General features: G+C 67.5%; 30 protein-coding genes. 20 read left to right on the top strand and 10 right to left on the bottom strand.

All coding sequences use genetic code 11. The annotated features are described in order from the left end of the window. Positions 1-23 precede the first annotated feature (23 nt). Both ACZK2G_RS05540 and ACZK2G_RS05535 read left to right on the top strand, forming a co-directional pair. Complete coding sequence (locus ACZK2G_RS05540; RefSeq protein WP_046987129.1) at positions 24-995, top strand: FAD:protein FMN transferase; 972 nt, start codon at positions 24-26, stop codon at positions 993-995. Further along, complete coding sequence (locus ACZK2G_RS05535) at positions 992-2,596, top strand: sulfite reductase subunit alpha (RefSeq protein ID WP_478474873.1); 1,605 nt, start codon at positions 992-994, stop codon at positions 2,594-2,596. The genes ACZK2G_RS05540 and ACZK2G_RS05535 overlap by 4 nt, the downstream gene beginning before the upstream one ends. Positions 2,597-2,685: 89 nt before the next feature. Here ACZK2G_RS05535 and ACZK2G_RS05530 read toward each other — a convergent pair whose 3' ends face one another. The 4 genes from ACZK2G_RS05530 to ACZK2G_RS05515 form a co-directional block, all read right to left on the bottom strand. After that, a complete protein-coding gene (locus tag ACZK2G_RS05530) occupies positions 2,686-3,297 on the bottom strand; it encodes a HutD/Ves family protein (protein WP_046987127.1) in 612 nt (203 codons plus the stop codon). 34 nt (positions 3,298-3,331) lie between these two features. Then, positions 3,332-4,057, bottom strand: a complete 726-nt coding sequence (locus tag ACZK2G_RS05525; protein ID WP_012510304.1) for a murein L,D-transpeptidase catalytic domain family protein — start codon at positions 4,055-4,057, stop codon at positions 3,332-3,334. Positions 4,058-4,075: 18 nt separating this feature from the next. After that, the gene (locus ACZK2G_RS05520; protein WP_136638370.1) at positions 4,076-5,161 is read right to left on the bottom strand and encodes a L,D-transpeptidase; all 1,086 of its coding nucleotides are present in this window, start codon (positions 5,159-5,161) and stop codon (positions 4,076-4,078) included. 352 nt (positions 5,162-5,513) lie between these two features. Continuing rightward, entirely contained in the window at positions 5,514-5,840 is a 327-nt protein-coding gene (locus tag ACZK2G_RS05515) for a ComEA family DNA-binding protein (RefSeq protein ID WP_253079414.1), read from the bottom strand. A gap of 199 nt (positions 5,841-6,039) precedes the next feature. Between ACZK2G_RS05515 and ACZK2G_RS05510 the strand changes: the two genes are divergently transcribed. From ACZK2G_RS05510 to murU, 4 genes are all read left to right on the top strand, one after another. Continuing rightward, entirely contained in the window at positions 6,040-7,533 is a 1,494-nt protein-coding gene (locus ACZK2G_RS05510) for a M20 family metallopeptidase (protein WP_136638432.1), read from the top strand. Positions 7,534-7,603: 70 nt separating this feature from the next. Next, positions 7,604-7,873, top strand: coding sequence for a GlsB/YeaQ/YmgE family stress response membrane protein (locus tag ACZK2G_RS05505; protein ID WP_088024918.1), 270 nt, complete (start codon positions 7,604-7,606; stop codon positions 7,871-7,873). A gap of 64 nt (positions 7,874-7,937) precedes the next feature. After that, on the top strand, positions 7,938-8,963 hold the full coding sequence (locus ACZK2G_RS05500; protein ID WP_253079415.1) for an aminoglycoside phosphotransferase family protein: 1,026 nt from the start codon (positions 7,938-7,940) through the stop codon (positions 8,961-8,963). Next, on the top strand, positions 8,960-9,670 hold the full coding sequence (murU, locus tag ACZK2G_RS05495) for an N-acetylmuramate alpha-1-phosphate uridylyltransferase MurU (RefSeq protein ID WP_136638368.1): 711 nt from the start codon (positions 8,960-8,962) through the stop codon (positions 9,668-9,670). The genes ACZK2G_RS05500 and murU overlap by 4 nt, the downstream gene beginning before the upstream one ends. Positions 9,671-10,192: 522 nt before the next feature. Here murU and hda read toward each other — a convergent pair. From hda to ACZK2G_RS05480, 3 genes are read right to left on the bottom strand one after another with little or no spacing between them, the layout of a single operon-like run. Continuing rightward, positions 10,193-10,900, bottom strand: a complete 708-nt coding sequence (gene hda / locus ACZK2G_RS05490) for a DnaA regulatory inactivator Hda (RefSeq protein WP_046982523.1) — start codon at positions 10,898-10,900, stop codon at positions 10,193-10,195. Continuing rightward, positions 10,900-12,069 carry an AI-2E family transporter gene (locus ACZK2G_RS05485; protein WP_046982522.1) on the bottom strand — a complete coding sequence of 390 codons (1,170 nt, stop codon included), beginning with the start codon at positions 12,067-12,069 and terminating at the stop codon, positions 10,900-10,902. The genes hda and ACZK2G_RS05485 overlap by 1 nt, the downstream gene beginning before the upstream one ends. After that, positions 12,066-13,205: a DUF2066 domain-containing protein gene (locus ACZK2G_RS05480; RefSeq protein ID WP_046982521.1), complete on the bottom strand. Its 1,140-nt coding sequence runs from the start codon at positions 13,203-13,205 to the stop codon at positions 12,066-12,068. The genes ACZK2G_RS05485 and ACZK2G_RS05480 overlap by 4 nt, the downstream gene beginning before the upstream one ends. A gap of 99 nt (positions 13,206-13,304) precedes the next feature. On the opposite strand from ACZK2G_RS05480, the gene purM reads away from it, so the two are divergent. The 7 genes from purM (at position 13,305) to ACZK2G_RS05445 (ending at position 18,228) form a co-directional block, all read left to right on the top strand. After that, positions 13,305-14,363: a phosphoribosylformylglycinamidine cyclo-ligase gene (gene purM / locus ACZK2G_RS05475; RefSeq protein WP_136640043.1), complete on the top strand. Its 1,059-nt coding sequence runs from the start codon at positions 13,305-13,307 to the stop codon at positions 14,361-14,363. 22 nt (positions 14,364-14,385) lie between these two features. Next, positions 14,386-14,874, top strand: coding sequence for a hypothetical protein (locus ACZK2G_RS05470; RefSeq protein WP_046982519.1), 489 nt, complete (start codon positions 14,386-14,388; stop codon positions 14,872-14,874). Next, the gene (locus tag ACZK2G_RS05465; RefSeq protein ID WP_337302100.1) at positions 14,871-15,293 is read left to right on the top strand and encodes a hypothetical protein; all 423 of its coding nucleotides are present in this window, start codon (positions 14,871-14,873) and stop codon (positions 15,291-15,293) included. The genes ACZK2G_RS05470 and ACZK2G_RS05465 overlap by 4 nt, the downstream gene beginning before the upstream one ends. Positions 15,294-15,334: 41 nt before the next feature. Then, positions 15,335-15,997, top strand: a complete 663-nt coding sequence (locus tag ACZK2G_RS05460; protein WP_136640040.1) for a DUF2238 domain-containing protein — start codon at positions 15,335-15,337, stop codon at positions 15,995-15,997. Continuing rightward, on the top strand, positions 15,994-16,653 hold the full coding sequence (purN, locus tag ACZK2G_RS05455; RefSeq protein WP_136640039.1) for a phosphoribosylglycinamide formyltransferase: 660 nt from the start codon (positions 15,994-15,996) through the stop codon (positions 16,651-16,653). The genes ACZK2G_RS05460 and purN overlap by 4 nt, the downstream gene beginning before the upstream one ends. A 67-nt stretch (positions 16,654-16,720) precedes the next feature. After that, positions 16,721-17,542: a DUF3108 domain-containing protein gene (locus tag ACZK2G_RS05450; RefSeq protein ID WP_253079417.1), complete on the top strand. Its 822-nt coding sequence runs from the start codon at positions 16,721-16,723 to the stop codon at positions 17,540-17,542. Between the two features lie 2 nt (positions 17,543-17,544). Further along, positions 17,545-18,228: a DUF3108 domain-containing protein gene (locus ACZK2G_RS05445; protein ID WP_046982514.1), complete on the top strand. Its 684-nt coding sequence runs from the start codon at positions 17,545-17,547 to the stop codon at positions 18,226-18,228. Positions 18,229-18,349: 121 nt separating this feature from the next. On the opposite strand, the gene ACZK2G_RS05440 is transcribed toward ACZK2G_RS05445, so the two are convergent. The 3 genes from ACZK2G_RS05440 to ACZK2G_RS05430 are packed head-to-tail and all read right to left on the bottom strand — an operon-like array spanning position 18,350 to position 20,199. Further along, the gene (locus ACZK2G_RS05440; RefSeq protein WP_046982513.1) at positions 18,350-18,679 is read right to left on the bottom strand and encodes a hypothetical protein; all 330 of its coding nucleotides are present in this window, start codon (positions 18,677-18,679) and stop codon (positions 18,350-18,352) included. Continuing rightward, positions 18,676-19,947 (bottom strand): UDP-N-acetylglucosamine 1-carboxyvinyltransferase, encoded by a 1,272-nt coding sequence (gene murA, locus ACZK2G_RS05435; protein ID WP_253079798.1) that lies wholly within the window; start codon positions 19,945-19,947, stop codon positions 18,676-18,678. Before murA ends, ACZK2G_RS05440 begins: the two co-directional genes overlap by 4 nt. Before the next feature lie 21 nt (positions 19,948-19,968). Then, the gene (locus ACZK2G_RS05430; protein WP_012510288.1) at positions 19,969-20,199 is read right to left on the bottom strand and encodes a BolA family protein; all 231 of its coding nucleotides are present in this window, start codon (positions 20,197-20,199) and stop codon (positions 19,969-19,971) included. Positions 20,200-20,253: 54 nt separating this feature from the next. Between ACZK2G_RS05430 and ACZK2G_RS05425 the strand changes: the two genes are divergently transcribed. The 7 genes from ACZK2G_RS05425 (at position 20,254) to hpf (ending at position 25,658) form a co-directional block, all read left to right on the top strand. Further along, positions 20,254-21,255 carry a KpsF/GutQ family sugar-phosphate isomerase gene (locus ACZK2G_RS05425; RefSeq protein ID WP_136640036.1) on the top strand — a complete coding sequence of 334 codons (1,002 nt, stop codon included), beginning with the start codon at positions 20,254-20,256 and terminating at the stop codon, positions 21,253-21,255. 66 nt (positions 21,256-21,321) lie between these two features. Further along, positions 21,322-21,870, top strand: a complete 549-nt coding sequence (locus ACZK2G_RS05420) for a KdsC family phosphatase (protein ID WP_136640035.1) — start codon at positions 21,322-21,324, stop codon at positions 21,868-21,870. Further along, complete coding sequence (gene lptC / locus ACZK2G_RS05415; RefSeq protein ID WP_004147322.1) at positions 21,867-22,442, top strand: LPS export ABC transporter periplasmic protein LptC; 576 nt, start codon at positions 21,867-21,869, stop codon at positions 22,440-22,442. The genes ACZK2G_RS05420 and lptC overlap by 4 nt, the downstream gene beginning before the upstream one ends. A 104-nt stretch (positions 22,443-22,546) precedes the next feature. Further along, complete coding sequence (lptA, locus tag ACZK2G_RS05410; protein WP_004147320.1) at positions 22,547-23,098, top strand: lipopolysaccharide transport periplasmic protein LptA; 552 nt, start codon at positions 22,547-22,549, stop codon at positions 23,096-23,098. Continuing rightward, positions 23,098-23,817, top strand: coding sequence for an LPS export ABC transporter ATP-binding protein (gene lptB, locus ACZK2G_RS05405; RefSeq protein WP_004147318.1), 720 nt, complete (start codon positions 23,098-23,100; stop codon positions 23,815-23,817). The genes lptA and lptB overlap by 1 nt, the downstream gene beginning before the upstream one ends. Before the next feature lie 40 nt (positions 23,818-23,857). Beyond that, entirely contained in the window at positions 23,858-25,282 is a 1,425-nt protein-coding gene (locus ACZK2G_RS05400) for an RNA polymerase factor sigma-54 (protein ID WP_478474870.1), read from the top strand. A 58-nt stretch (positions 25,283-25,340) separates the two neighbouring features. After that, a complete protein-coding gene (gene hpf / locus ACZK2G_RS05395) occupies positions 25,341-25,658 on the top strand; it encodes a ribosome hibernation-promoting factor, HPF/YfiA family (protein WP_004147311.1) in 318 nt (105 codons plus the stop codon). Positions 25,659-25,661: the final 3 nt, after the last annotated feature.

Genomic DNA, 25,661 nt, shown 5'->3' with positions numbered 1-25,661 from the left:
CATCGCATCTACAGCACACCACCATGACCGATCTCCTGCTCGACATCGCCCGCCTCGGTGGCACCACCATGGGCACCACCTGGAGCGTGTCGCTGGTCGCGCCGCCCCAGCGCGACCTGCATCCGCTGCATGCCGGCATCCAAGCGCGGCTGGATGAGGTGGTCGCGCAGATGAGCACCTGGGAACACGGTTCGGATCTGAGCCGCTACAACCGCGCCGACGCTGGCCAATGGTGCGTGCTGCCGGCCGAGACCCGCCACGTTCTGGCCTGCGCACAGGCTATCGCTTCCGCCAGTGGCGGCGCCTTCGATCCCACCATCGGCCCGCTGGTGGCGCTGTGGGGTTTCGGCGCACACGCCGGTGAACGCACTCAGCCCGATCCCGCACGCCTGCAGGCCACGCGCGATCGCTGCGGTTGGCAGCGCTTGCAGTGGCAGGACGATGCGCTGCTGCAACCGGGCGGGCTGGAACTGGATCTCTCTGCTATCGCCAAGGGCTTCGGCGTCGATCACGTCGCTGCCTGGCTGCGTGGACAGGGTATCTCTGCTGCGCTGATCGAAGTCGGCGGCGAACTGGCCGGCTACGGCCGCAAGCCGGACGGCCAGCCGTGGCGGGTGCTGGTGGAGTCCGCACCCGAAGAAGACGCGCACACTGATACCCCGCCACGGGTGCTGGCGCTGGACGGCAAGGCGGTGGCCACCTCCGGCGATCGCTGGCATCAGTACCAGGCCGATGGCGAGGCCTACAGCCACAGTCTCGACCCACGTACCGGCATACCGGTGCGCCAGGTTGCGGCTGCGGTAACCGTGGTGGCCGACGATGCGATGCACGCCGATGCCTGGGCCACGGCACTGACCGTGCTCGGCCGTGACGCGGGCATGGCACTGGCCGAGCGCGAAGGACTGGCTGCGCGCTACCTGCAACGCGCAGCGGATGGTCCACGCGAATTCCTCAGCAGCGCCTTCCAGCACCTGCTCGACGAGCAGGGCGCATGAGCACCCGTCCGTCGCGCGCGTGGCTCGGCAACGCTCTGGTGCTGTTCCTGCTGGCAGTGATCGGCTGGGTGCTGTTGCGCCTGCACCTGGGCGAGGCCTGGTGGCAGGGCGCGCCGCCGGCGCGGCAATCGCAGATCGCAGTGCTCGCCACGGCGCTGTATGCGCTGGCCTGCGCGGCCCTGTGGTGGCGCGGGCGCGCGCGCGACGATGCCGCAACCGGAGACACCCCACCGATCTTGCTGGTCTGGTCCAGCCAGACCGGCTTCGCGCGTGAGCTGGCCGAGCGAAGCGCCGAGGCCCTGCGCGCTGCCGGCCTGCCGGTACGCGTGCGCGGCCTGCACGAAGTGGACACGGCGCTGCTGGCCAGCAGCCAGCGCGCGCTGTTCATCGCCAGTACCACCGGCGAAGGGGACCCGCCCGACCATGCCCTGCCCTTCCTGCGCGGGGTGATGACCATACCGCCGCCGCTGCAGCACCTGCACTACGGCGTGCTGGCTCTGGGTGATCGCAGCTATGGCCACTTCTGCGGATTCGGCCACCAGCTCGACCAGTGGCTGCGCCAGCACGGTGCGCATCCGCTGTTCGATGCGATCGAAGTCGACAACGCCGATCCGGCGGCGCTGCGTCATTGGCAGCAGTTGCTGGGTCAACTCGGCGGTGGCGCCAGTGAACTACCCGACTGGAGTCCGGCCGAATATCAGCCGTGGTCGCTGCTGCAGCGCCAGCATCTGAACCCGGGCAGCCCTGGCGGCCCGGTGTACTGGTTGCGTCTGCAGCCACCCGTTGGTGTTGATGTGCAATGGCAGGCCGGCGACATCGCCGAGATTGGTCCGCAGCATGCATCGCACACCGTGCGTGCCTGGCTGGACGCACAACGATTCGATGCGGACACCATGCTGGATGACGGGCAGACACTGCTGGCCCGTGTCGCACGCTCGCACCTGCCTTCGCTGGTTCCACCGGGCGACCTGCCTGCGTTGCTGGCGACCCTGCAGCCATTGCCGCATCGCGAGTACTCGATCGCCTCGGTGATGACCGACGGTGCGGTCGAGCTGCTGCTGCGCCGTCAGCTGCGCGCCGATGGCACGCCCGGCATCGGCAGCGGCTGGCTGTGCGACTACGCAGCCATCGGAGAAGCGGTGCAGCTGCGCCTGCGCCGCAACGACAATTTCCACGGCGTGGCCGCCGACGTGCCGCTGCTGCTGATCGGCAATGGCACCGGCATCGCCGGCCTGCGCGCGCACCTGCACGAACGCACGCGCAATGGTGCACGGCGCACCTGGCTGCTGTTCGGTGAGCGCACCGCCGCGCACGACTTCCACTTCGGTGAAGAACTGCAGGCGATGCTGGCCGACGGCAGGCTGGCGCGGCTGGATGCGGTGTTCAGCCGCGATGGCGACGCGCACCGCTATGTACAGGACCGGCTGCTGGCCGAAGCGGCAACGCTTCGCCAGTGGGTCGATGAAGGCGCGACGATCCTGGTCTGCGGCAGCCTGCAGGGCATGGCCCCGGCGGTGGATGCAGTGATCGAGCAGGTGCTGGGTGCCCCGGGCAAGGAAGCGCTGCTGCTGGCCAGTCGTTACCGGCGCGATGTGTATTGAGGTCGCCGCCTTCTGGTGGGTGCGAACCTTGGTTCGCACCGTGACGCGGTGTCGGTGGCCGCATTCACGCACGGCTCGGCTCTACACGGTCATGCCGCCATTGCCGCGCTGACCCGTATCGCCAACAACTCGCCGCCTCCCTGCAGCGCATGCCGTTGCCGCTCACCGGCCGCCAACCACGCGGTATCGCCCGCTTGCAGCGCCGGCAGGCCACTGTCGGCACCAAACTCCGCCTGACCTGCCAGCAGATGCAGCGCCCAGGCCACACCCGGTTCGCAGAAGAAGAACATGGCGCCCACCAGCGGCCGGTGCAGCAGCTCGGCCTGCAGCAGCTCGCGCTTCCACATCAGGTTGAAGTCGTGGGTGGTGCCATCGACCAGTTCGCCGTGCAGCGCTTCCTCACCGGCAAAACGCACGCGCCCGTGCGGTGGCAGCACCTCGGCCACACGGCCAGCGTCGAAGCGCAGGCGCACACCATTGCCCTGCAGCAGCACCAGCTCACGCTCCACGCCGGGGAAGGCAGAGAACGCGGCATCCTGCTCGATCTCGGCCACCGACAGGCGCAGCGCCCAGTCATCGCCCTGCGCCGGCAGGCGCAGGATCTCGCGGGTCCAGCCAAGTCCATTCCGCCAACGTTCGCGGCGGTAGTCCAGGCTGGAGATCACCTGGCTCGGAGTGTGCAGCAGGGAGTCGATGTTCATCCGCGCATTGCATCATGCCGCGCGCCGTCGTGCATCACCGCGTGGCGAGCGTGCCCTGGCCACCGCACTCGCCGGCCAGCAGCTGCGAGTGCTTCAACCAATCCTGGTCGGGGTAGTAAGCAAACACCATCGTGCCGCCACGCAACGCATCGATCAGCGGCTTGGCCACCGACAGCCGCACCGCCGGGCAACCCAGGCTGCGGCCCAGCCGCCCCTGCAGCTGCGCGGTAGCCGGGTTCACGTACGGCGCACCATGGATGACGATGGCTCGGTCACGCGCGCGGTCGTTGAAGCCCGGTTCCAGCCCGGCCAGGCGCAGCGAATAGCCGTTGCCGCCCATGTAGGTCTCCTGCGCGGTGAACGCGCCGAGGCTGGACATGAAACTGCCATCGCGGTTCGAGAAGTGCTCAGTGCGGTTCTCGCCGCTGTTGCGGCCATGCGCCACCCATTCCTCGAACAGCAGGCGCTGGTGGGCCAGGTCGAACACCCACAGGCGCGGCTCGGTGGACGGCCGCGAATAGTCGATCACGCTGAGGCGATCGCCATTGATGCCCAGCTCCGGCCGCTGCAGCGCGCAGCGCATGGCGTGCGCCGCCAACTGCAACACGTGGCGGTCGGCCTTGGGCGCACTGCGCGACAGCAAGGCAGCCAGATCATCGGCGCTGGTGGCAAGGGCGGGCGTCTGTGCCAGCGCCGGGGCGCTGGCCGAGGTCGCCAGCAGGCCGAACGCGGCCAGCCGGCACAGGCGGGATGCAGTCATGGGCACAACAGGGGGGACTCAGTTGCCCTTGAGGGTGGACCCTGGCGGCTCGGATTCCAAGACCGGCTGCATTCCGGATTCAGCCGGGCTTGGGCGGACCGCCGGCAGCGAGGTCACCAGCAGGGTCGTGCCCGGCACCAGCACCTGGTACAGCTGGCGGGCGAAATCGGCCGGCAGCGCCATCGGCAGCGAGGGCGTGGCCAGCAGGTCCGGGGTGGCCTGGGCACGGTCCTGGCCCAGCAGCGGATAGGCCGTCCACTGGTGCAGGCGCTGGTTCACGTCCAGCGGGCTGGGTGTGTCGCTGTAACCCTGCCCCATCACGAACAGCGTGGTGCCCTGGAAGGCCGGCAGGGCGTCGGCCTTCAGTGGCGACTCGCCGATCATCACGCCATCGCGCAGCACGTACAGGCGCTGGTCGTGCAGGCTGACCAGGATGCCGACCTGCCCCGCCGGCGCCGCGCTGTCGTTCCACCAGGCCTGCACCGGCGCCCCACCCTCGGTCTCCGGCAGGGCCTGGCCGCGCGCGTTGACCGGCGCCAGCACCGACGGATAGGCCAGGGTCATCGGCGAGCTCTTGGCATCGGCCACGACCACGGTGTCGCCGCGCTGGGTTTCACTGAACAGCTTCTGCGCGAAAGCCTGCGGCAGCCGCACGCAGCCGTGCGAGGCCGGATGCCCGGGCAGGCTGCCGCCATGCAGGGCGATGCCGTCCCAGGTCAGCCGCTGCATGTACGGCATCGGCGCGCTGTTGTAGAGGTTGGACTTGTGGTCCTTGTCCTTCTGCAGGATGGTGAACACACCCGTTGGCGTCTCGTGCCCGGCCTTGCCCGAGCTGATCGTGGTCAGGCCGATGGCAATGCCGTTGCGGTACACGTAGGCGCGCTGTTCATCGAGGCTGACCACCAGCACGATCGGTCCGGTCGGCGAGATTTCCGGATGCCACAGGTACTCGCCCGGCTTCAGGTCGGTCGGTCCGCGCACTTCGGCGGTGCTGGCTGCGGCAGCTGCAGGTTTGGCAGCCGACGCCGGCGCAGCGGCATGGGCCAGCAGCGGCAACGCCAGTGCAAGGGCGAGCATCAGGGTGGTGGGGCGGTGCAGAAGCATCCAGCGGGTGTCCTTTCCATGCGGAGCGGCCACCGTACACCATCGGCCTGTGGTGGCCGCGGCAAAACCAGGCGCCGGAAATGAAACTGCCCGGCGACACAGCCATGTGTCGTACCGGGCAATCGTTACGTCCTTGTCGGCCTGCTGCCGCCCCCTCGCATCCTGCGCTGTGGGGGTAGCGTTGCATCCTGCACGCGGCCGCGTCTGTCCTGCTTGTATCTCAGCCCCTTCCACAGGTCTGTGATGCCACCATCCTGGTGATTGGTGCCGCGTCCTGCGGCGGTCGGTGGTCACGGCCTTCCTGTCCGCGACCGGTGAACCAGCTTCCTGCCGGTTCCGACGATTCCTGCTGTCAACGCCTGGGTACGGTTCGCACCGGTACCGATCCGGGTACCGGATCCGCCGGCAACAACCTGTTGCCTACGGTGATCCGCTGTCGATTCCGTTCGACGATTGCTTTCCCTATCCCCTTCACCTGCGTCAGGTCCTCGACGCGATGAAACGGGCCGTGTCTGCGCCGGTGCTCGACGATCGCCTCGGCCTTGGCGGCTCCGACCATCGTCAATCCCTGCTGCAGCGCCTGGACATCGGCGCGGTTGATGTCGATCGGTTCGGCGGCATGCGCCCCAGCGATCCACATGACCAGCACCAGTGCCCTCAACACGACACTCCAAGGCACGACGTGTATCTCCTTGTGATTCTGGCCGTCCCGACCGGCAATCCCGTCGGTAGGAACAGTGTCCGTCACCACATGCACACAGCCTATCGGTTTCCTGGATTTCTAAAAGCCAGCCAAATACCCGACGTGATGTAGGAAAAACCCTACCCGGGCCACAGGCGTAGAATGGCCGGATCAGCCCATGCAACCGGAGTTTCAGATGGACAGCGCCAAGCTCGGCCAATTCGTCAATGACAAGTGGGACAGCGAAATCGTCCCGCAGTTGGTCGACTACATCCGCATTCCCAACAAGTCGCCGATGTTCGACGCCAATTGGGTGCAGAACGGCTACATGGAACAGGCGGTCACGCTGATGGAGAACTGGGCCAAGGCCCAGCAGCTGCCCGGCCTGAAGGTTGAAGTGGTCCGCCTGGAAGGCCGTACCCCGCTGATCTTCCTGGAAATCCCGGCTACCGGCGCCGAAACCGGCGACGACACCATCCTGCTCTACGGCCACCTGGACAAGCAGCCGGAAATGACCGGCTGGGACGACGACCTTGGCCCGTGGACCCCGGTCCTGCGCGGCGACAAGCTGTATGGCCGCGGCGGTGCGGACGACGGCTACGCAATCTTCGGCTCGCTGGCCGCCGTGCTGGCGCTGCAGGCCCAGGGCCTGCCGCACGCCCGCTGCGTGGTGCTGATCGAAGCCTGTGAAGAGTCGGGCAGCTACGACCTGCCGGCCTACGTCGACCACCTGGCCGACCGCATCGGCAAGCCGTCGCTGGTGGTGTGCCTGGATTCGGGCTGCGCCAACTACGACCAGCTGTGGTGCACCACCTCGCTGCGCGGCCTGACCGGCGGCAATTTCACCGTGAAGGTGCTCAACGAAGGCGTGCATTCCGGCGATGCCTCCGGCGTGGTGCCGTCCAGCTTCCGCCTGCTGCGCCAGCTGCTGTCGCGCATCGAGGACCAGGACACCGGCCGCATCCTGATCGACGGCATGAACGTTGAAATTCCGGCCGAGCGCCAGGCGCAGGCCAAGCGCGCCGCCGAAGTGGTCGATACCGAGATCTTCGAGAAATTCCCGATGGTCGACGGCCTGCGTCCGATGAACGAGGACCTGACCGAGCTGGTGCTCAACCGCACCTGGCGCCCGGCGCTGTCGGTCACCGGCGTGGGTGGCATGCCGGCACTGGAATCGGCCGGCAACGTGCTGCGCCCGCAGACCTCGGTGAAGCTGTCGCTGCGCCTGCCGCCAACCGCCGACGGCAAGACCTGCGGCGAACTGCTGAAGGAAGCCCTGCTGCGCGATCCGCCGAACGGCGCCCAGGTCACCCTGGACCTGGAAAAGGCCTCCACCGGCTGGAACGCCCCGGCCATGGCACCGTGGCTGACCCAGGCCATCGACGACGCCAGCCAGGCCTTCTTCGGCAAGCCGGCGATGTACATGGGCGAAGGCGGCTCGATCCCGTTCATGGGCATGCTGGGTGAGAAATTCCCGGGCGCCCAGTTCATGATCACCGGCGTGCTCGGCCCGCACTCCAATGCGCACGGCCCGAACGAGTTCCTGCACATCCCGATGGGCAAGAAGGTCACGTCCTGCGTGTCCAAGGTGATCAGCGAGCACTATGCCGCCAGCCTGCGTGGCGAGACCAGCGGTTCGCCGGTGGCTGCCGACAGCGGCACCCGCCACGGCGACCACGGCTGCTGCTGAATCCGGCACACCGTGACGGACGCAGCCTGGCCTTGCTAGGCTGCGTCCACTCTTGGTGGAAATCGCACGCATGAATGGTCTGTTCGGCAGCAGCAGCTGGCTCTACATCATCCTGGTCGGCTTCTTCGTCGGCCTGCTCGGGCGTTTCTTCATGCCCGGCAACAACCGCATGGGCTGCCTGCTGACCATCGTACTGGGCATCCTCGGTGCGCTGCTGGCCGGCTGGTTCGGCCAGTACATGGGCTGGTACGCCGCCGGTGAGCCGGCCGGTTTCTTCGGTGCGGTGGTGGGCGCCGTCGTCGTGCTGGCGATCCTGCGCCTGTTCAGCGGTCGCCGCTGACCCTGCCCCTCCTTCCTTTCCTGTTGCCGACGTTGGCGCGCCCGGCGCGCCCGGATATGCCTGCATGACCGAACCCGCCTCCGATCCCCAGCGCAGCGCGCAGCGCCTGCAGTGGGCCCGTACCCAGCTCGATGATTCCAGTGCGGTGGTCGAACGCGCTTCGGTCGATGCCGGCATGCGCAGCTACTGGCGCACCACCAGCACGCGCGGCAGCCACATCGTGATGGACGCCCCGCCGGGGCTGGAAGATCCGCGCCCGTGGCTACGCATGCGCGGCCTGCTGCACGACAACGGCCTGCGCGTGCCCGCGCTGCTGGCACAGGATCTGGATGCCGGCTTCCTGCTGCTGGAAGATCTCGGCGGCCCGACCCTGGCGAAGATCCTCGACGAGCGCAACGCTGACGAATGGTTCGGCCGTTCGATCGAACAGCTGCTGCGCCTGCAGGCGATCCCGGTGCCGGCTGACTTCGGCCAGTTCGGTGAAGCGCTGCTGCAACGCGATGCCGGCCTGTTCGACGAATGGTTCCTGCAGCGCCACCTCCACCTGGAGCTGGACTGCGGCGAGATCGAAGGCCTGCAGCTGGTACACCGCCGGTTGATGGATAACGCCCTGGGCCAGGCGCAGCTGCTGACCCATCGCGATTACATGCCGCGCAACCTGATGCCGGTCGACGACGGTCCGGCGGTGCTGGATTTCCAGGACCTGGTGCGTGGTCCGATCGCCTACGACGCGGTGAGCCTGTTCAAGGACGCATTCCTGAGCTGGCCACTGCAGCGCGTGGACGAGTGGCTGGCGCAGTACCACGAGCGTGCGCGCAGCGCTGGCCTGCCGGTGCCCGACCGCGCCACCTTCCTGCGCGATGCAGACTGGATGGGCATCCAGCGCCACGTGAAGATCCTCGGCCTGTTCTGCCGCCTGCGCTATCGCGACAACAAGGGCCATTACCTCGACGACGCGCCGCGCTTCATCACCTATCTGGATGAAGTGCTGCCGCGCTACCGCGAACTGGCGCCGCTGCAGCTGCTGCTCGAAGACCGCATCAAGCCGGCGCTGGCCGAGCTGGCGGCACCGATGCGCGTGGCCCGATGAAAGCACTGGTCTTTGCCGCCGGCCTGGGCGAGCGCATGCGCCCGCTGACCCTGCACACGCCCAAGCCGCTGCTGGAAGTGGCCGGCAAGCCGCTGATCGTCTGGCACCTGGAGCGCCTCGCGGCATTGGGTGTGCGCGAGGTGGTGGTCAACACCGCATGGCTGGCCGAGCAGTTCCCCGCGACGCTGGGGGATGGCAGCCAATGGGGCCTGCAACTGCATTTCCTGTACGAAGGGCCGACCCCGCTGGAAACCGGCGGCGGCATCCTCAACGCATTGCCGGTGCTGGGCGACGCCCCGTTCCTGGTCGTGAACGGCGACATCTGGACCGATTTCGATTTCGCCACGCTGCCGCGCGAGCCGCAGGGCCAGGCGCACCTGGTGCTGGTCGACAATCCGGTTCAGCACCCCGAAGGTGACTACCGCCTCGATGCGCAGGGGCTGCTGCACCACGACCGCGAAGGACCGTGCCTGACCTATGCCGGCATCGGCGTGTATCGCCCTTCCGTCGTGGCCGACTGGCGCACGGTGATCGGCGATGCGCCGGGCAGCGAGCGGATGCCGCCGAAGTTCTCGGTGGTGCCGCTGCAGAAGCATTTCATGGCGCAGGGGTTGATGAGCGGTCAGCACCATCGCGGGCGCTGGACCGATGTCGGCACCGTTGATCGCCTGCGTGCGTTGGATGTTGAGTTGGCAGCGAACGGCTGAGCCCCTCGTGGTTGGACGCTCAGATCAAAAGCCGTGCTTGGCCGGGCGGGTGGGCCATGCAGGGGACGCTGCAAGTACGTCCCTGTAAGCTCGATGGCGCCATCCATGGCGCCAACGCCCCTGCATGGCCCACCCGCCCGGCCTCTGACAGTTTCCGTGGGCGTCCAGCCACGAAAAAGAAAAAGTAAAAGCAAAAGCGGGTCGCTTCGCTGCGCTTGCTCTGGTGACGACCAACGGTCGTCACCCACCACAAGCAAGACACGTGTCGACCAAGGTCGACACCCACCAGCAGCAGTGCAATACGCAGTTCCGGCAGATCGCGGGAACCTGTCGAAGGCGGGGTGGCTCAGGTTGCGGGGGCGTGAGCGCCATGGATGGCGCGACCGAGGCTACATGGACGTACTTGCGCCGTCCCCCGCAACCTGAGCCACCCCGCCTCCCCTCAGAAAGCCAGCTTCTGACGTTGACGTTGCTTCGGCTTCGGCGGGTGCAGGGCGCAGCCCTGCAAAGCAAACCCCAACCTCAGTAACGAGGCCGGCCTTCTTCCAGCACCTGGCGCAGGAACGGCACGGTGATCCGCCGCTTCGCCGCCAGCGACTCGCGGTCCAGCCAGTCCAGCAGCGTGATCAACCCACCCAGCTCGCGCCCGGTGTGCGACAGCAGCCACTCGATGGACGCTTCGTCGATGGCCAGGCCACGCCGCAGCGCACGCTCGCGCAGCACCGCTGCCCGCCCTTCCTCGTCCAGCGGCTGCAGCAGCACACGCACGCACTGGCCCAGCCGCGAACGCAGGTCGGGCAGTACCAGGCCCAGTTCTTCCGGCGCCTTCTGCGCGGTGTACAGCACGGTCACGCCCGCAGCGCGCGCGCGGTTGTGGAAATCGAACAGCGCGATCTCGTCCTCGCGGTTGCCGGCGACCTCGTCCAGGCCGTCCAGCGCCACCAGCTCGCGCGCCTCAAGCCCATCCAACGCCGCGCGTACGCGGCCGGCGGCGCTGGCCAGCGGTACGTAGGTCGGCAGTCGCCCGGCCTGCTCGGCGCTGGAGCACATCGCCAGCGCCTGGTGGGTCTTGCCCGTGCCCGCCGCGCCTTCCAGGTAGATCCAATCGTGGCTGGCGCCGACCGCGATCGCACGCAGCTGCGCCAGCGCGCCATCCGGCGCGCCGATGAATGTCTCCAGGCGCTGGTCCCTCGGGTAATGCAGGGCCAGCGGCAGTTGCGGCACACCCATCACTTCAGGTCGGGGCCCTTGTCGTTCGGAATGATGATATGGGGGGCATCGACCACGCCATCAAGCACGATCGCCGGCTTCTCACCCACGTACAGCTCGCTCTGGCGATAACGCTGGTGCGCGTAGCGCAGCAGCACGTTGGTCACCGCTGCCACCGGCAGCGCCAGCAGCATGCCAAGGAAGCCGAACAGCTGGCCACCGGCCATCACTGCGAAGATCACCGCTACCGGGTGCAGGCCGATCTTGTCGCCGACGATGCGCGGGGTCAGCACGTAGCTTTCCAGCAACTGGCCCACGGTGAACACCACGCCGACCAGGATCAGCAGCTTCAGGTCGAAGCCCTGCGCCTGCACCAGCGCGGCGACGATGGCCATCAGGATGCCGGTAGTCGCGCCCAGGTAGGGAATGAAACTGATCAGGCCGGCAATCAGTCCGATCAACAGGCCCAGCTTGAGGCCGACCAGCGACAGGCCACCGGCATAGATCACGCCCAGTGCCAGCATCACCAGGAACTGCCCGCGGATGAACGCACCGAGCACTTCGTTGGATTCGCGTGCCAGTGCGGAGATGGTGCCGATCTGGTTGCGCGGGATCACCGACGCGACCCGCTCGACCAGCTTGTCCCAGTCACGCAGGAAGTAGAACGCCAGGATCGGCAGCAGCAGGATGTTGACCACCCAGGTCACCATCGCAAAGCCCGAGCGCGAGACGTAACCCATGAACGTGGTGGCAAAGCCGCCCGCCTGCTGCCAGTGGCTGCGCACCCATTCGATCAGGCGGTCCGGATCCATCCACTGCATCACTTCCAGACCGGTCTTCTGCTCGAACCAGGGAATGCCCTTTTCCATCAGCCACGCCTGCGCCTGCGGCGCAACCGCGATCAGGGTGGTGATCTGGCGCTCGATCATCGGCACCAGCACCAGCAGCAGCGCCACGATCACCAGCACCATCGCCGCGAACACCAGCACCACGCCGGTCATGCGCGAGCGGCCGGTGGCCTCGATGCGGTCCACCAGCGGGTCGCCCAGCCAGGCCAGTGCCAACGCCAGCACGAACGGAGTCAGGATCGGGGCCAGCAGCCAGACGATCCAGCCGATCAGGCCAGCGAACAGGATGTACTTCAACCGGCGCAGGAACTGCGCGATTTCCGCTTCCGGGGTCAGGGTCATCGCAGGCGGTACTCGTTGCTGACAGGCGGGGCCACCGGGGTACCGGTGGTGTCATCGATGGGCGTCGGCAGCGCCGGCAGCGGTGCGCTCGGCACCAGCACGCCACCGTCGCCGAGCATGCGGTTGAAGCCGGCCAGGCCGGTGGTCATCTCCAGGCTCAGCTCCAGCTGGCCGGCCGAGGCATGCAGCGGGGTGACGTTGCGCACCACCGGCACCTCGCGCAGGCCAGCGGCCAGGCGCAGGTAGTCGTCGGCGCTGTTGATGCCGGTCACCACCACGCGGTAGGTCCCGGCCTGGCCGGTGGCCACGCCGGCCTTGGCATAGCGCTTGACCAGCGCATCGGCGGCGCCGTCGGCACCAGCGGCCATCGCGCGCATGGCGTTGGCGTCCTTGCTGGTCCACTTGTTCAGTTCACGGCCGTTGTCGACGAACACCCAGTCCGCCTGCCAACCGCCATTGGCGCGGTACAGCTTGCCGATCAGCTGCATCGGCGGCGAGTAGCGCGAGGAGGCGCGGGCCACCGCGGCGCTGTCCTGGCGCCAGATGGCACCGGCCAGGGCCTGCTCGGCGGCACCGCCGCTGGGCAGGCCCAGCTTGTAGCCGCGTTCTATGGCGCGGTTCAGCAGCGGGCGCGCGGCGTTGGCCTGCTGCACGCTGACCAGGCGCGGGCCGCTGCCGTCGTCGACGGCCAGCCACAGCACCGGCTTCGGCCGCGGCTGCGGCCACAGCGGCAGGCCCAGCGCCGACACCAGCGAATCAACATCATCCTCGCGGAAGCGGGCGACCAGCAGCGTCCGGAAGCTTGGGGCGCCGCCGGCGCCCACGCTCTGGTCCTGCTTGTAGTCGTAGCTGGCCACGTAATCCTTGGCATTGCGCAGCGCCTGCACCACGCCGGGGCGGGACATGGCGTTGCGGTCGCCGGACAACTTGCCCAGCACCACGCTCAGGGCGCGGGCCAGGGCGCCGTTGCGATCGGCCTCGGCTTGGCTGTTGACGGGCACTTCGGCCTCGTACGCGCCACTGGCGGTGGCGACATCACCCTCGGTGCGAAGGCCGCTCTGGGCCATCGTGGCCACCGGCAGGCTCAGCGCAAGGAGCAGGGTCAAAATCAGGCTGCGGCGCATCAGGACATCCATTGGCTCGACGTATCCGGGGGAATTGTTGCCCGAATACGGCCTTTGCGCCAATGCGGCCTGTTAAAATCGCCCGTTCAACCCCTGCCAGCGCCGACGCCCGTGACCAACACCCCGTCTTCCGCCCCTTCCCCCCTCACCTACCGTGATGCGGGTGTCGACATCGACGCCGGCAACGAGCTGGTCGAGCGGATCAAGCCCCTGGTCAAGCGCAGCTTCCGCCCGGAAGTGATGGGCGGCCTGGGTGGCTTCGGCGCCCTGTTCGACCTTTCCAACAAGTACCGCGAGCCGGTACTGGTGTCGGGAACCGACGGCGTGGGCACCAAGCTGAAGCTGGCCCACCAGCTGAACCGCCACGATACGATCGGCATCGATCTGGTCGCCATGTGCGTGAACGACGTGCTGGTGCAGGGCGCCGAGCCGCTGTTCTTCCTGGACTACTTCGCCACCGGCAAGCTGGACATCGACACCGCCGCGGCGGTCGTGGGCGGCATCGCCAACGGCTGCACCGAGGCCGGTTGCGCGCTGATCGGCGGCGAAACCGCTGAAATGCCCGACATGTATGCCCCGGGCGAGTACGACCTGGCCGGCTTCACGGTGGCCGCGGTCGAGAAGAGCGAGCTGAAGGACGGCGCCAGCGTCGCCGCCGGTGACGTGCTGATCGGTATCGCCTCCTCCGGCCCGCACTCCAACGGCTACTCGCTGGTCCGCCGCATCTATGACCGCGCCGGCCGCCCGGCCGAGCTGGAGCTGGAAGGCGGCGTGAAGCTGGTCGACGCGCTGATGGCGCCGACCCGCCTGTACGTCAAGCCGATCCTGTCGCTGCTGAAGTCGCACGGCGCGGCTATCCACGGCATGGCCCACATCACCGGTGGCGGCCTGACCGAGAACATCATCCGCGTGGTACCTGAAGGCCTCGGCCTGGACATCCAGGCCTCGTCCTGGACCCTGCCGCCGGTGTTCCAGTGGCTGCAGAAGGAAGGCGCGGTGGCCGACAGCGAGATGTGGCGGACCTTCAACTGCGGCATCGGCTTCGTGCTGATCGTCGCAGCGGACCAGGTCGATGCCGTATCCGAGGCTGTCCAGGCCCAGGGCCTGGACCACTGGACCATCGGCCAAGTGGTCACCGCTGACGGCGCCGAGCGCGTCCACATCGGCTGATCCCGGCAACCCAGGAGCCCGCATGGACGCAACGCCCCCCTTGTCGCCCGCTCCGGTGCCGCCGCCGCTGGCGACGGTACCGGTGTTCAGTGCGCAGGATGCCGACCACCTGCGCATGCTGGCCATCGCGCACTATGTGGTCGGCGGCCTGATCGCGCTGTTCTCGCTGATCTTCATCATCCACATCGTGCTGGGCATCGCCGCGCTCACCGGCAACCTGCCGATGAATTCCAGCGGCCAGCCGTCGTCGCCTGCGGAGCAACGCCTGTTCGGCTGGATGTTCACCATCATCGGCTGCGTCATCGTGTTCGGTGGCGTCACCCTGGGCGCGTTCGTGGCCTATGCCGGCCGCTGCCTGACCCGTCGCCGCCGCTACCTGCTGTGCCTGATCGTGGCCGGCCTGGCCTGCCTGTTCGCGCCAGTCGGCACCGTGCTGGGGGTGTTCAGCCTGATCACCCTGCTGCGCCCGCAGGTCAAGGCCGCCTTCGACCTGCCTGCCGCGGCCGCATGACCGCCTCCGGCAATCCGCCGCCGCTGCCGCGGCAGACCCTGGCGCAGCTGCAGCTGACCAGCCATCTGCAGACGCTGAAAGTGCTGTTCTACGCGCTGGCCGGCTTCCATTGGGTCGCCACAGTGGCCTTCCTCGGCCTCAGCGGCTGGGTGGCCCACTCGCGCGGGCTGGACGATGCCTGGATGCTGACCACGGTCTATGCCTCGATGGCCGTGCTGGCCATCGTGCTCGGCTTCGTGCAGCTGCATACCGCGCGTCTGTTGACGGCCCGCACCGGGCTGGTCTGGTGCCGGCGCGCGGCGTGGCTGGCGGTGCTGGCCGGTCCGCTGGGCATAGCGCTGGCCGCCTATGCATGGGTGTTCCTCGGCAAGCCGGAAATGGCTGCGCTGTTCGACCGCGGCGACCACCTCAGCGTCTGAGCCGGCAGGCAGACGAACCATCCCCCTTCGATCGACCCGACATGTCCTCGCCTGCCATCGCTACCACCGCCGCTGCAAGCGCCTACCGTTTCTCCGGCCCCAAGAAGCTGGCCTTCGCCGCCGTACTGGCGGTGTTCGCGATCAGCTGGATCCATCCACTGTGGCCGATCGAGCAAGCCCTGCACAGCACGCTGACCGTGATCGGCCTGGCCGCACTGCTGTGGGTCGACCGTCGTGGCGGTTGGCTGGGCAATGGCGCCTTTATCGCGATCTGCGGCTTCATCGCCCTGCACTGCGTGGCAGCGCGCTGGCTGTATTCCAACGTACCCTATGACGCGTGGTCGCAGGCGTTGTTCGGCTGGTCGCCCAACGCGGCGTTCGGCTGGCAGCGCAATCACTTCGACCGCCTCATCCACTTCCTGTTCGGCGTCTGCTTCACCCCCGCCCTGCTGCAGCTGGCCCGCCACGCCTGGCCGGCGCTGCGGGTGGGCCAGGCCTTCACCCTGGCGGTGATGACGGTGATGTGTGCCAGCCTGGTCTACGAGTGGTTCGAGTGGGCCATCGCGCTGGCCCTGTCGCCGGATGCCGCCGAGGCCTACAACGGCCAGCAGGGCGACATGTGGGACGCGCATGCCGACATGCTGATGGCCACTGTGGGCAGCCTGCTGACCTGGCCGCTGATCCGCCGGAGTTCGCTGCAATGACCACCCCTACCCGTATCGCCGTGCTCGCCTCTGGCCGCGGCAGCAACCTGCAGGCCATCCTCGATGCCATCGGCAGCGGGCGCCTGCCGGCTGAAGTGGTCGGCGTGTTCTCCGATCGCCCCACCGCGGAGGCGCTGCAACGCGTGGCACCGGCACTGCGCTGGGCGCATGCACCAAAGGAATTCAGCGACCGCGACGCCTACGAGCAGGCACTGAGTGATGCGCTGGCCGCGGTCGCACCGGACTGGATCATCTGTGCCGGCTACATGCGCATTCTCGGCGCTGGCTTCGTGCAGCGCTTCGATGGCCGCCTGGTCAACATCCACCCGTCGCTGCTGCCGCTGCACAAGGGCCTGGACACGCATGCACGGGCCCTGCAGGCCGGCGATGCCGAGCACGGTGCCAGCGTGCACCTGGTGGTGCCAGAGCTGGACGCCGGCGCCGTGCTGGCCCAGGTGCGTGTCCCGGTGCAGCCGGGCGATGACGCGGACAGCCTGGCCGCGCGCGTGCTGGCGGTGGAGCATCCGCTGCTGATCGCCACGCTGCAGCTGCTGTGCGGCGGCCGCCTGGCTGAACGGGAGGGACAACCCTGGCTCGACGGTCACCCCCTGTTTAGTCCATTGGCCCTAGATTCCGCCGGTAACCTGAACCGGTAAACCCTTTGCACACGCCCCGCTGACTGCGGGGCTGGCATCCTGCCTCCTCCTGCGGTCCCTGTCCTCCATGAAGACCACGACCCTGTTGTCCACTTCACTGCTGTTGTCGCTTGCCGTGCTTCCCGCCGTGGGCTGGAGCCAGGCGCAGGCGCCTGCCGCTACGCCAGCACCAGTGCCCGTGGTGCAGCCGCCCGCCGAACCGGCCGTACCGATGCCGGCGGAGCTGGCCTGGGAGCCGCCGCCGCTGCAGCCGTTCAGCGCCACTTACCAGGCCTTCTACAAGGGCAAGGAGGCCGGCGATGCCAGCATGCAGGTCACCCATACCGGCGGCAGCCAGTGGCGGGTGGACATGCAGGTGGTCGGTCGCCGCGGCTTCGCCAGCGTGCTCGGCCTGAACATCGAACAAAGCACGGTGTTCGAGGAGCGCGGTGGCATCTATGCACCGCTCAGCCAGAGCACCGTGCGCAAGGGCCTGTTCCTCGGCAAGAAGGCCGTGGGCACCTACAACTGGCAGGCCGGCACCGCACAGTGGACCGGTGACGTGAAGAAGGAACGCGCGCAACCGATCCCGCTGCAGGCCGGTGACCAGAGTGCGCTGCTGATCAATCTGGCGATCATGCGCGATGCCCGCCCGGGTGCCGCCATGCACTACCGCTACGTGGACATGGGCAAGGTCCGCCAGCACGACTACCAGGCCGCAGCGCAGACCGAGAACGTCGAGGTCGGCGACCTGTCCTACAACGCGCTGCGGGTCTACCGGACCAACGGCGGCAACAACGAAACCATTCTCTGGATCGCCAACGGTGTCCCCACCCCGGTGCGCATCCTGCAACGCGAAGACGGCGAAGATCGCGTCGATCTGCGCCTGATCGAATACCAAGGAGTCTGAGCATGAACACCCTGACCCGCCCCCTCACCTGGATCGCAGCGGCCGCACTTACCGTGGCCAGCCTGCCGGCCATGGCGCTGGAACCGTTCAAGGCCGATTACCTGGCCAGCTACATGGGCATGCAGGCCAACGGCACCATGACCCTGGCCAGCGAAGGTGCCAACAAGTGGCGCTACAGCCTGCAGGTGAAGAACCAGCTGGCCGATCTCAGCCAGAGCACGGTGTTCGAGGAAGTGCGTGGCCAGCTGCGCCCGCTCAGCAGCCAGGACCGTTCTGCGCTGCTGGTGAAGAAGCGCAACGTGCAGGCCAACTACAACTGGAGCAGCAACCAGGCCACCTGGACCGGCGACATCAAGCCGGACCGCGCCGGACCGATCGCATTGAAGGCCGGTGACATGGACGCGTTGCTGATCAACCTGGCGATCGCCCGTGACCTGGCTGCTGGCAAGCCGCTGACCTATCGCATGGTCGACGAAGGCCGCATCAAGAACATGACCTACCGCGTGATCGGCAAGGAGTCGATCACCGTGGGCGGCAAGAGCTATGAAGCCACCAAGGTCTCGCGTGCCGACGGCAACAAGGAACTGATCGCCTGGATCGTGCCCGAGTTCCCGGTGCCGGCGCGCATGCTGCAGCGTGAAAGCGGCCGCGATGCGCTGGACCTGACCATCAGGGCGATGAACTGACCAGCAATCCGGTAGTGCCGGCCGCTGGCCGGCATTTTCGCGATGCTCCGCGAGGTTCATGGGGTTGCCAGCCAGCGGCCGGCACTACCGAAAAGAAACGCCCGCTTTCGCGGGCGTTTTCTTATTTCTTCGCTTCAGCCGGCTTCTGTTCCTCGGCCGGCTTGAACTCGGTCCGGCAATCCACCCGGATCTGCTCGCCGGTGCTGCGCCAGACGAAGGTCCGGCAATGGCGGCTGCCGTCCTGGTTGTCATTGACCGACACCGCATAGAACGACTGGATGATCTCGTCACGCGAGACCGTGCCGTCGCCGTTCCAGTCCATATCTTTCTGCTCGATGCCCTGGGTGATGGCCAGGTTGGCGTACCAGGCATAGCCCAGCCACGCCAGCACGATCAGCACCAGCACCAGCAGCGCCTTGCGACGCGGGCTGAACCTGCCGCGCAGGATCATGGCACGCGCCGGATGGTGGCACCGAGCGAAGACAGCTTCTCTTCGATGTTCTCGTAGCCACGATCAAGGTGGTAGATGCGGTCGATGGTGGTCTCGCCGCTGGCCATCAGCCCGGCCAGGATCAGCGAGGCCGACGCACGCAGGTCGGTGGCCATCACCGGCGCGCCGCTCAGGTGTTCGTTGCCACGCACGATGGCGGTATGCCCTTCGACCTGGATGTCCGCGCCCAGCCGCAGCAGTTCGTTGACGTGCATGAAACGGTTCTCGAAGATCGTTTCGTTGATCACGCCGACGCCGTCGGCCACGCAGTTGAGCGCCATGAACTGCGCCTGCATGTCGGTCGGGAACGCAGGGTACGGCGCGGTGGTGAGGTTGACCGCCTTCGGTCGCTTGCCCTGCATGTCCAGGGTGATGGTGTCTTCGGTGGTCTCGATCTTCGCGCCCGCCTCGACAAGCTTGGACAGCACTGCGTCCATGGTGTTCGGGCGCGCACGGTTGACCGTGACTTTGCCACCGGTCATCGCCGCGGCCACCAGGAAGGTGCCGGTCTCGATGCGGTCGGGCAGCACTTCGTGGCGGCCACCGGACAGGCGCTCGACGCCTTCGATGACCAGGCGGGCGGTGCCCAGGCCTTCGATCTTCGCGCCCAGCGCGATCAGGCAGTGCGCCAGATCGGTCACTTCCGGTTCCATCGCGCAGTTGTCGAGGATGGTGGTGCCTTCAGCCAGCACCGCGCCCATCAGCACGTTCTCGGTGCCGGTGACGCTGACCATGTCGAAGGTGAAGTGCCCACCCTTCAGGCGCTTGGCGGTGGCCTTGATGAAGCCGTTCTCGACCACGATCTCGGCACCCAGGGCCTGCAGGCCCTTGATGTGCTGGTCGACCGGACGCGAACCGATCGCGCAGCCGCCCGGCAGCGATACTTCCGCCGCGCCGAAGCGGGCCAGCAGCGGGCCCAGCACCAGGATCGAGGCGCGCATGGTCTTGACCAGCTCATACGGTGCCACGTGCTGGTTGACCGAACGCGGGTCGACCACGATCGCGCTGCCGCGCGACAGGGTGCCCTGGTCGATGGTCACTTTCGCGCCCAGTTCGCCCAGCAGCTTCACGGTGGTGACCACGTCGTGCAGGTGCGGCACGTTGGTGATCTCCACCGGCTCGTCGGCCAGCAGGGTCGCGCAGAGAATGGGGAGGACGGCGTTCTTGGCGCCGGAGATGCTCACTTCACCGTGCAGCGCAGCGCCGCCGGTCACAACGATCTTGGCCATGTATTCGGGATCTTCTGCGGTTCAGCCGGCTTCGGCCGGGGTCACGGTTTTCAGTGCCAGCGCGTGGATCGCGCCGCCCATCAGGTCGCCCAGAGTGGCATACACCATGCGGTGGCGTGCCAGCGGCATCTTGCCGGCGAAGGCGTCACAGACCACGGTCGCTTCGAAATGCACGCCATCGTCGCCCTGCACGTCGGCGCGGGCGCCGGGCAGGCCGGTTTCGATCAGATTGCGGATGGTGTCGGCGTCCAACGGGCTTTCCTAATAAAATGTACGTCCATTCTACTTCCGCTGCGTGGCGTCCGCATGGCCGAATCCCTGTTGCCCCCCCGTTCCGTCGACCCTGCCGGCCTGGTCGCCAGTGGCCGCCGCGTGTTCGAGATCGAGCGGCAGGCGCTGGATGCCGTGGCCGACCGCCTCGGCGAGGCCTTCCAGCAGGCCTGCCAGGCGATCCTGGGCAGCCGCGGCCGAGTGGTCGCCACCGGCATGGGCAAGTCCGGGCATATCGCCCGCAAGATCGCCGCCACCCTGGCCTCCACCGGGACCCCGGCCTTCTACGTGCACCCTGGCGAGGCCGGTCATGGCGACCTCGGCATGATCACCGAGGACGACGTAGTGCTGGCGCTGTCCTATTCGGGTGAGTCGGACGAGGTGCTGATGCTGCTGCCGGTGCTCAAGCGCCAGGGCAACGTGCTGATTTCCATGACCGGGCGCCCGCAGTCCAGCCTGGGCACCGCCGCTGACATCCATCTGGACGTCAGCGTGCCGGCCGAGGCCTGCCCGCTGGCGCTGGCCCCGACCTCCAGCACCACCGCCTCGCTGGCGATGGGTGATGCGCTGGCTGTGGCCCTGCTCGACGCGCGCGGCTTCACCGCCGATGACTTCGCCCGCTCGCACCCGGCCGGCAGCCTCGGCCGCCGCCTGCTGCTGCACATCACCGACGTCATGCACACCGGCGAAGACCTGCCCAGCGTCGGCGCCGACGCCAGCCTCAGCGAAGCCCTGATGGAGATGAGCCGCAAACGGCTCGGCATGACCGCCGTGGTCGACGCGGACGGCGTGCTGATCGGCCTGTTCACCGATGGTGACCTGCGCCGTGCGCTGGACAGTGCACTGGATGTGCGCACGGCGAAGATCGCCGATGTGATGACCCGCAACCCGCGCACCATCGGTGCCGACCAGCTGGCAGTCGAGGCCGCGCGCCTGATGGAGACCCACAAGATCACCGGCCTGATCGTGGTCGATGGCCAGGGCCGGGCGGTCGGTGCCCTGAACATTCATGACCTGTTGCGGGCCCGGGTGGTTTAACCGACAGTCCGTAGACCCCATTCAGTCTGTAACGCCGCACCCGCCCCCACCGAGCCTGTCGCCCTGATGCCCTGGTCCCCCCTGCCCGCCTTCCCTGCCCACCTGCATGCCGCTGCGGCCCGTATCCGCCTGGCCTGCTTCGACGTGGACGGCACCCTCACCGACGGTCAGCTGTACTACGACAAGGACGGCAACGAGAGCAAGGCGTACTTCGTGCAGGACGGCCTGGGCCTGAAACTGCTTCAGCAGCACGGCATCCACCCCGTGCTGATCACCGCGCGCAACAGCCAGTCCGCGCTCAGGCGCGGCGCCGACCTCGGCATCGATACCCAGATCGCCGTGGGCGACAAACTGGCCAGCGTGCAGGCCCTGTGTGCCCAGCACGGCATCGGCCTGGAACAGGTGGCGTTCATGGGCGATGACCTGCCCGACCTGGCACCGCTGGGCGCAGTCGGGCTGGCGGTGGCGCCGGCCAACGCGCACCCGTGGATCGCCGAGCGCGTGCACTGGCAGACCCGCGCCGACGGTGGCCGTGGCGCTGCACGCGAACTGTGCGACGTCCTGCTGGCCGCTCAGGGCCATGTCGATGCGGTGCTGGCGAGGTTCGGCGCATGAATGCTCCTTCGCTCAACTGGCGCACCCTCCTCGGTATCGGCCTGCTGCTGGCGGCCCTGCTCAGCAGCTGGGCGGCGCTGCGCAACCGGGACAAGGGACCGGCCAATGACGGCAAGGAAGTCGGCGTGGACTACATCCTGCACGACTTCCAGATCGTCGCCCTGGATGAGCACGGCAAGGAGTCCACCACCCTGCGTGCGCCGCTGCTGGAGCGCCAGCGCGGCGACCAGACCATCAATATCGCCACCCCGCTGTTCGAGATGCCGGACAAGGATGGCAAGCACTGGACCCTGCGCGCCGAGACCGGCTGGCTCAGCGCCAAGGGCGACGAGATGAAGCTGCGCGGCAACGTGGCCGGCGACAGCCCGGCCGCACCGGGCACGGTGCCGACCACCTTCCGCACCGATCACCTGGACGTGTTCCCCAAGGAGAACCGCGCCCGTACCGACGCTCTGGTGACCATGACCCGCCCCGGCATGGAACAGTCCGGCGTGGGCTTCGAGGTGGATTCGAAGAACAACACGTATCATTTCCTCAGCCAGTCCAAGGGCCGCTACACGCCCAAGCACTGATTCCGCCGCCAGCCTGCGACGTCTCCGGACAGGCGCAGGGCCGGCAGCCCCACCTGCACGCCCCCGGTCCACCCGGGAGGCCCCCACCGGTAGAACGGACCCCGATGAAGATTCCCTTTGCAGCCGTACTCGCGCTTGGTCTTCTTGTCCCCAGCGCCGCCTTCGCCAAGTCCACCGATCGCAACGAAGACATGCACATCGATTCCGGCGCGCAGTCGGGCATGCTCACCGGCGACGGCAAGACCGTGCTGTCGCAGGGCGTGGTCATCACCCAGGGCACGCTGGACCTGCGCTCGTCCGAGGCCGAGATCTACCTCAAGGACGGTGAAGCGGTGCGCGTGGTATTCACCGGCAAGCAGGCCAAGATGAAGCAGCAGCTCGACGATGGCACCTGGATGGACGCCCTGGCCGACCGCATCGACTACGACATCAAGACCGAGATCATCACCCTGACCGGCAACTACAAGGTCACCAGCGCGCGCGGCACCAATGCCGGCCAGCGCATGGTCTACAACACCCGCAGCGGTGAAATGAATTCCGGCGGCGACGGCAGCCGCGTGCGCACCGTCATTCCACCGAAGAACAAGACGCCGGCGGCGCCGGCGGCACAGCCCAAGGCCAGCACGCCGGCGGCACCGGCCGGGAGCAAGAAGTAATGCTCGTCGCCAAGGGCCTGCGCAAGCGCTACAAGCAACGCGAAGTCGTCAAGGATTTCGGGTTGACCCTCGACGCCGGTGAAGTGGTCGGCCTGCTCGGCCCGAACGGCGCCGGCAAGACCACCTGCTTCTACATGATCGTCGGCCTGGTCGCCGCCGATGCCGGCAGCATCGTGCTTGACGGCAAGGACATCACCGGCGACCCGATGTACACCCGCGCCAAGCAGGGCGTGGGCTACCTGCCGCAGGAACCGTCGGTGTTCCGCAAGCTGAGCGTGGCCGACAACATCCGCCTGGTGCTGGAACTGCGCGAGGACCTTGATTCGAAGGGCCGCGAGCGCGAATTGAACAGCCTGCTCGACGAACTGCAGCTGGGCCACGTGGCCGACCAGCTCGGTGCCAGCCTGTCCGGCGGCGAGCGCCGCCGTTGCGAGATCGCCCGTGCACTGGCGGCACAACCGCGCCTGATCCTGCTCGATGAGCCCTTTGCCGGCGTGGACCCGATCTCGGTCGGGGAGATCCAGCGCATCGTCACCCACCTCAAGCAGCGTGGCATCGGCGTGCTGATCACCGACCACAACGTGCGCGAGACCTTGGGAATCTGCGACCGCGCGTATATCCTCGCCGAGGGCAGCGTGCTCGCCCAGGGCTCGCCGGAAGCGATTCTGGACAACGCCGACGTGCGTCGCGTCTACCTTGGGGATTCCTTCAAGCTGTGACGGCAAGCGCCGGGTCCCTCTCCTTCCTTTCGGCACAGGCATGAAGACTCGGCTGCAGACATCGTTGGGACAGCAGCTGGTGCTCACGCCCCAGCTGCAACAGGCGATCAAGCTGCTGCAGATGTCCAGCACCGAGCTGGAACTGGAAATCGCGCAGGCAGTGGAAAGCAATCCACTGCTGGACTGGGCCGACAGCAGTGACAGCAGCAGCGCCGCCAACGAAACCAGTGACAACCCCGACGGCGATGCAGCGGCCGAACGTGCCGACAACGGCGACGACTGGGCGCCGGCCGAACTGGACTGGAGCGCGACCGGCAGCGGCGGCAGCTTCGACGATGACGACGATACCGGCAGCGCCGCCGAACGCGTGGCCGAAACCGAAACCCTGGCCGATCATCTACTGTGGCAGCTGCACCTGTCGCACCTGTCCGCACGTGATCGCAGCATCGGTGCCGCACTGATCGATGCACTGGACGACGATGGCTACCTGCGCGAACCGCTGGCAGGCATCGCCGAAACCCTGCTGCCGGCCATCCATGCCGACCAGGACGAGATTCTTGCCGTGCTGCACCGGATCCAGCGTTTCGATCCGGTCGGCGCGGCCGCGCGCACCCTCGGCGAATGCCTGCAGCTGCAGCTGGAGGTGCTGGACGACACCACACCGGGCCTGGCATTGGCGCGACAGATTGCCGCGGGCCCGCTGGAACGGTTGCCGCGCAGCGGCGTGGCCGGGCTGGCCCACGAGTTGAAACTGCCGCTGGCCGAGGTCGAGACTGCAGTGACCCTGCTGCGTTCGCTGGATCCACGGCCGGGCACGCAGATCGCCCCCCTGTCGCAGGACACCTACGTGGTACCCGATGTCGTGGTGTGGCGGCAGAACGGCGTGTGGCGCGCTGCACTGGCCGCGCATGCCGGGCCAAAGGTGGTGATCCACCGCGGCTACGAACAGCTGATCCGCCGCTGTGGCGAGGCCGATGCCGGCTACCTGCGTGCACAGCTGCAGGAAGCGCGCTGGCTGCTGAAGGGCCTGCAGCAGCGCGGCGAAACCCTGCTGCGGGTGGTACGCAGCCTGATCCTGCAACAGGCTGGCTTCCTTGAATTCGGCGAACAGGCGCTGCGGCCGCTGACCCTGCGCGAGATCGCCGCCGAGCTCGGCCTGCACGAATCGACGGTGTCGCGCGCGATTGCCCGCAAGCACGTGCGTACGCCACGCGGCACCCTGCCCCTGCGCGCCTTCTTCGCCTCGGGCATCGATACCGAAGGCGGCGGCGAGGCATCCAGCACGGCCATCCAAGCGATGATCCGGCGCCTGATCGACGAAGAGAATCCACGCAAGCCGCTTTCTGACGCCAAGCTGGCTGACCTGCTCAAATCGTCGGGAATTCCAGTAGCGCGGCGCACCGTGGCGAAGTATCGTGAAGCCATGAACATCTCCGCCTCGCACGAAAGGGTCAGAATCGCTTGACGCGCCGCCGCGCCCGGCGGAGAGGTTCATTGGCACATCCGAACACAGGAGAAACCCGATGCGCATCGAAACGTTTGGCAAAGATGTCGAAGTCACCCCGGCCCTGCAGTCCTATGTAGAGGAGAAGCTGGCCCGGATCGGCAAACACTTCGACCAGCACTGCGAAGCGCGGGTGACCCTCAAGCTGCAGAAGACCGAACACCACGTCGACGCCAGCCTCAACATTCCCGGCCAGACCCTGCACGCTGAGGCCAATGCCCAGACCATGTATGCCGCGATCGACCTGCTTGCGGACAAGCTTGACCGTCTGGTGATCAAGCACAAGGAGAAAAAACAGCAGCACGCGCCACTGCCGGTGGGCGACAATGGTGGCTGATCG

The organism is Stenotrophomonas sp. 107298_Sma (genome assembly GCF_056480345.1).
Note: the sequence above shows the minus strand (reverse complement) of the source record. Positions and strands in the feature narration are given on the sequence as shown.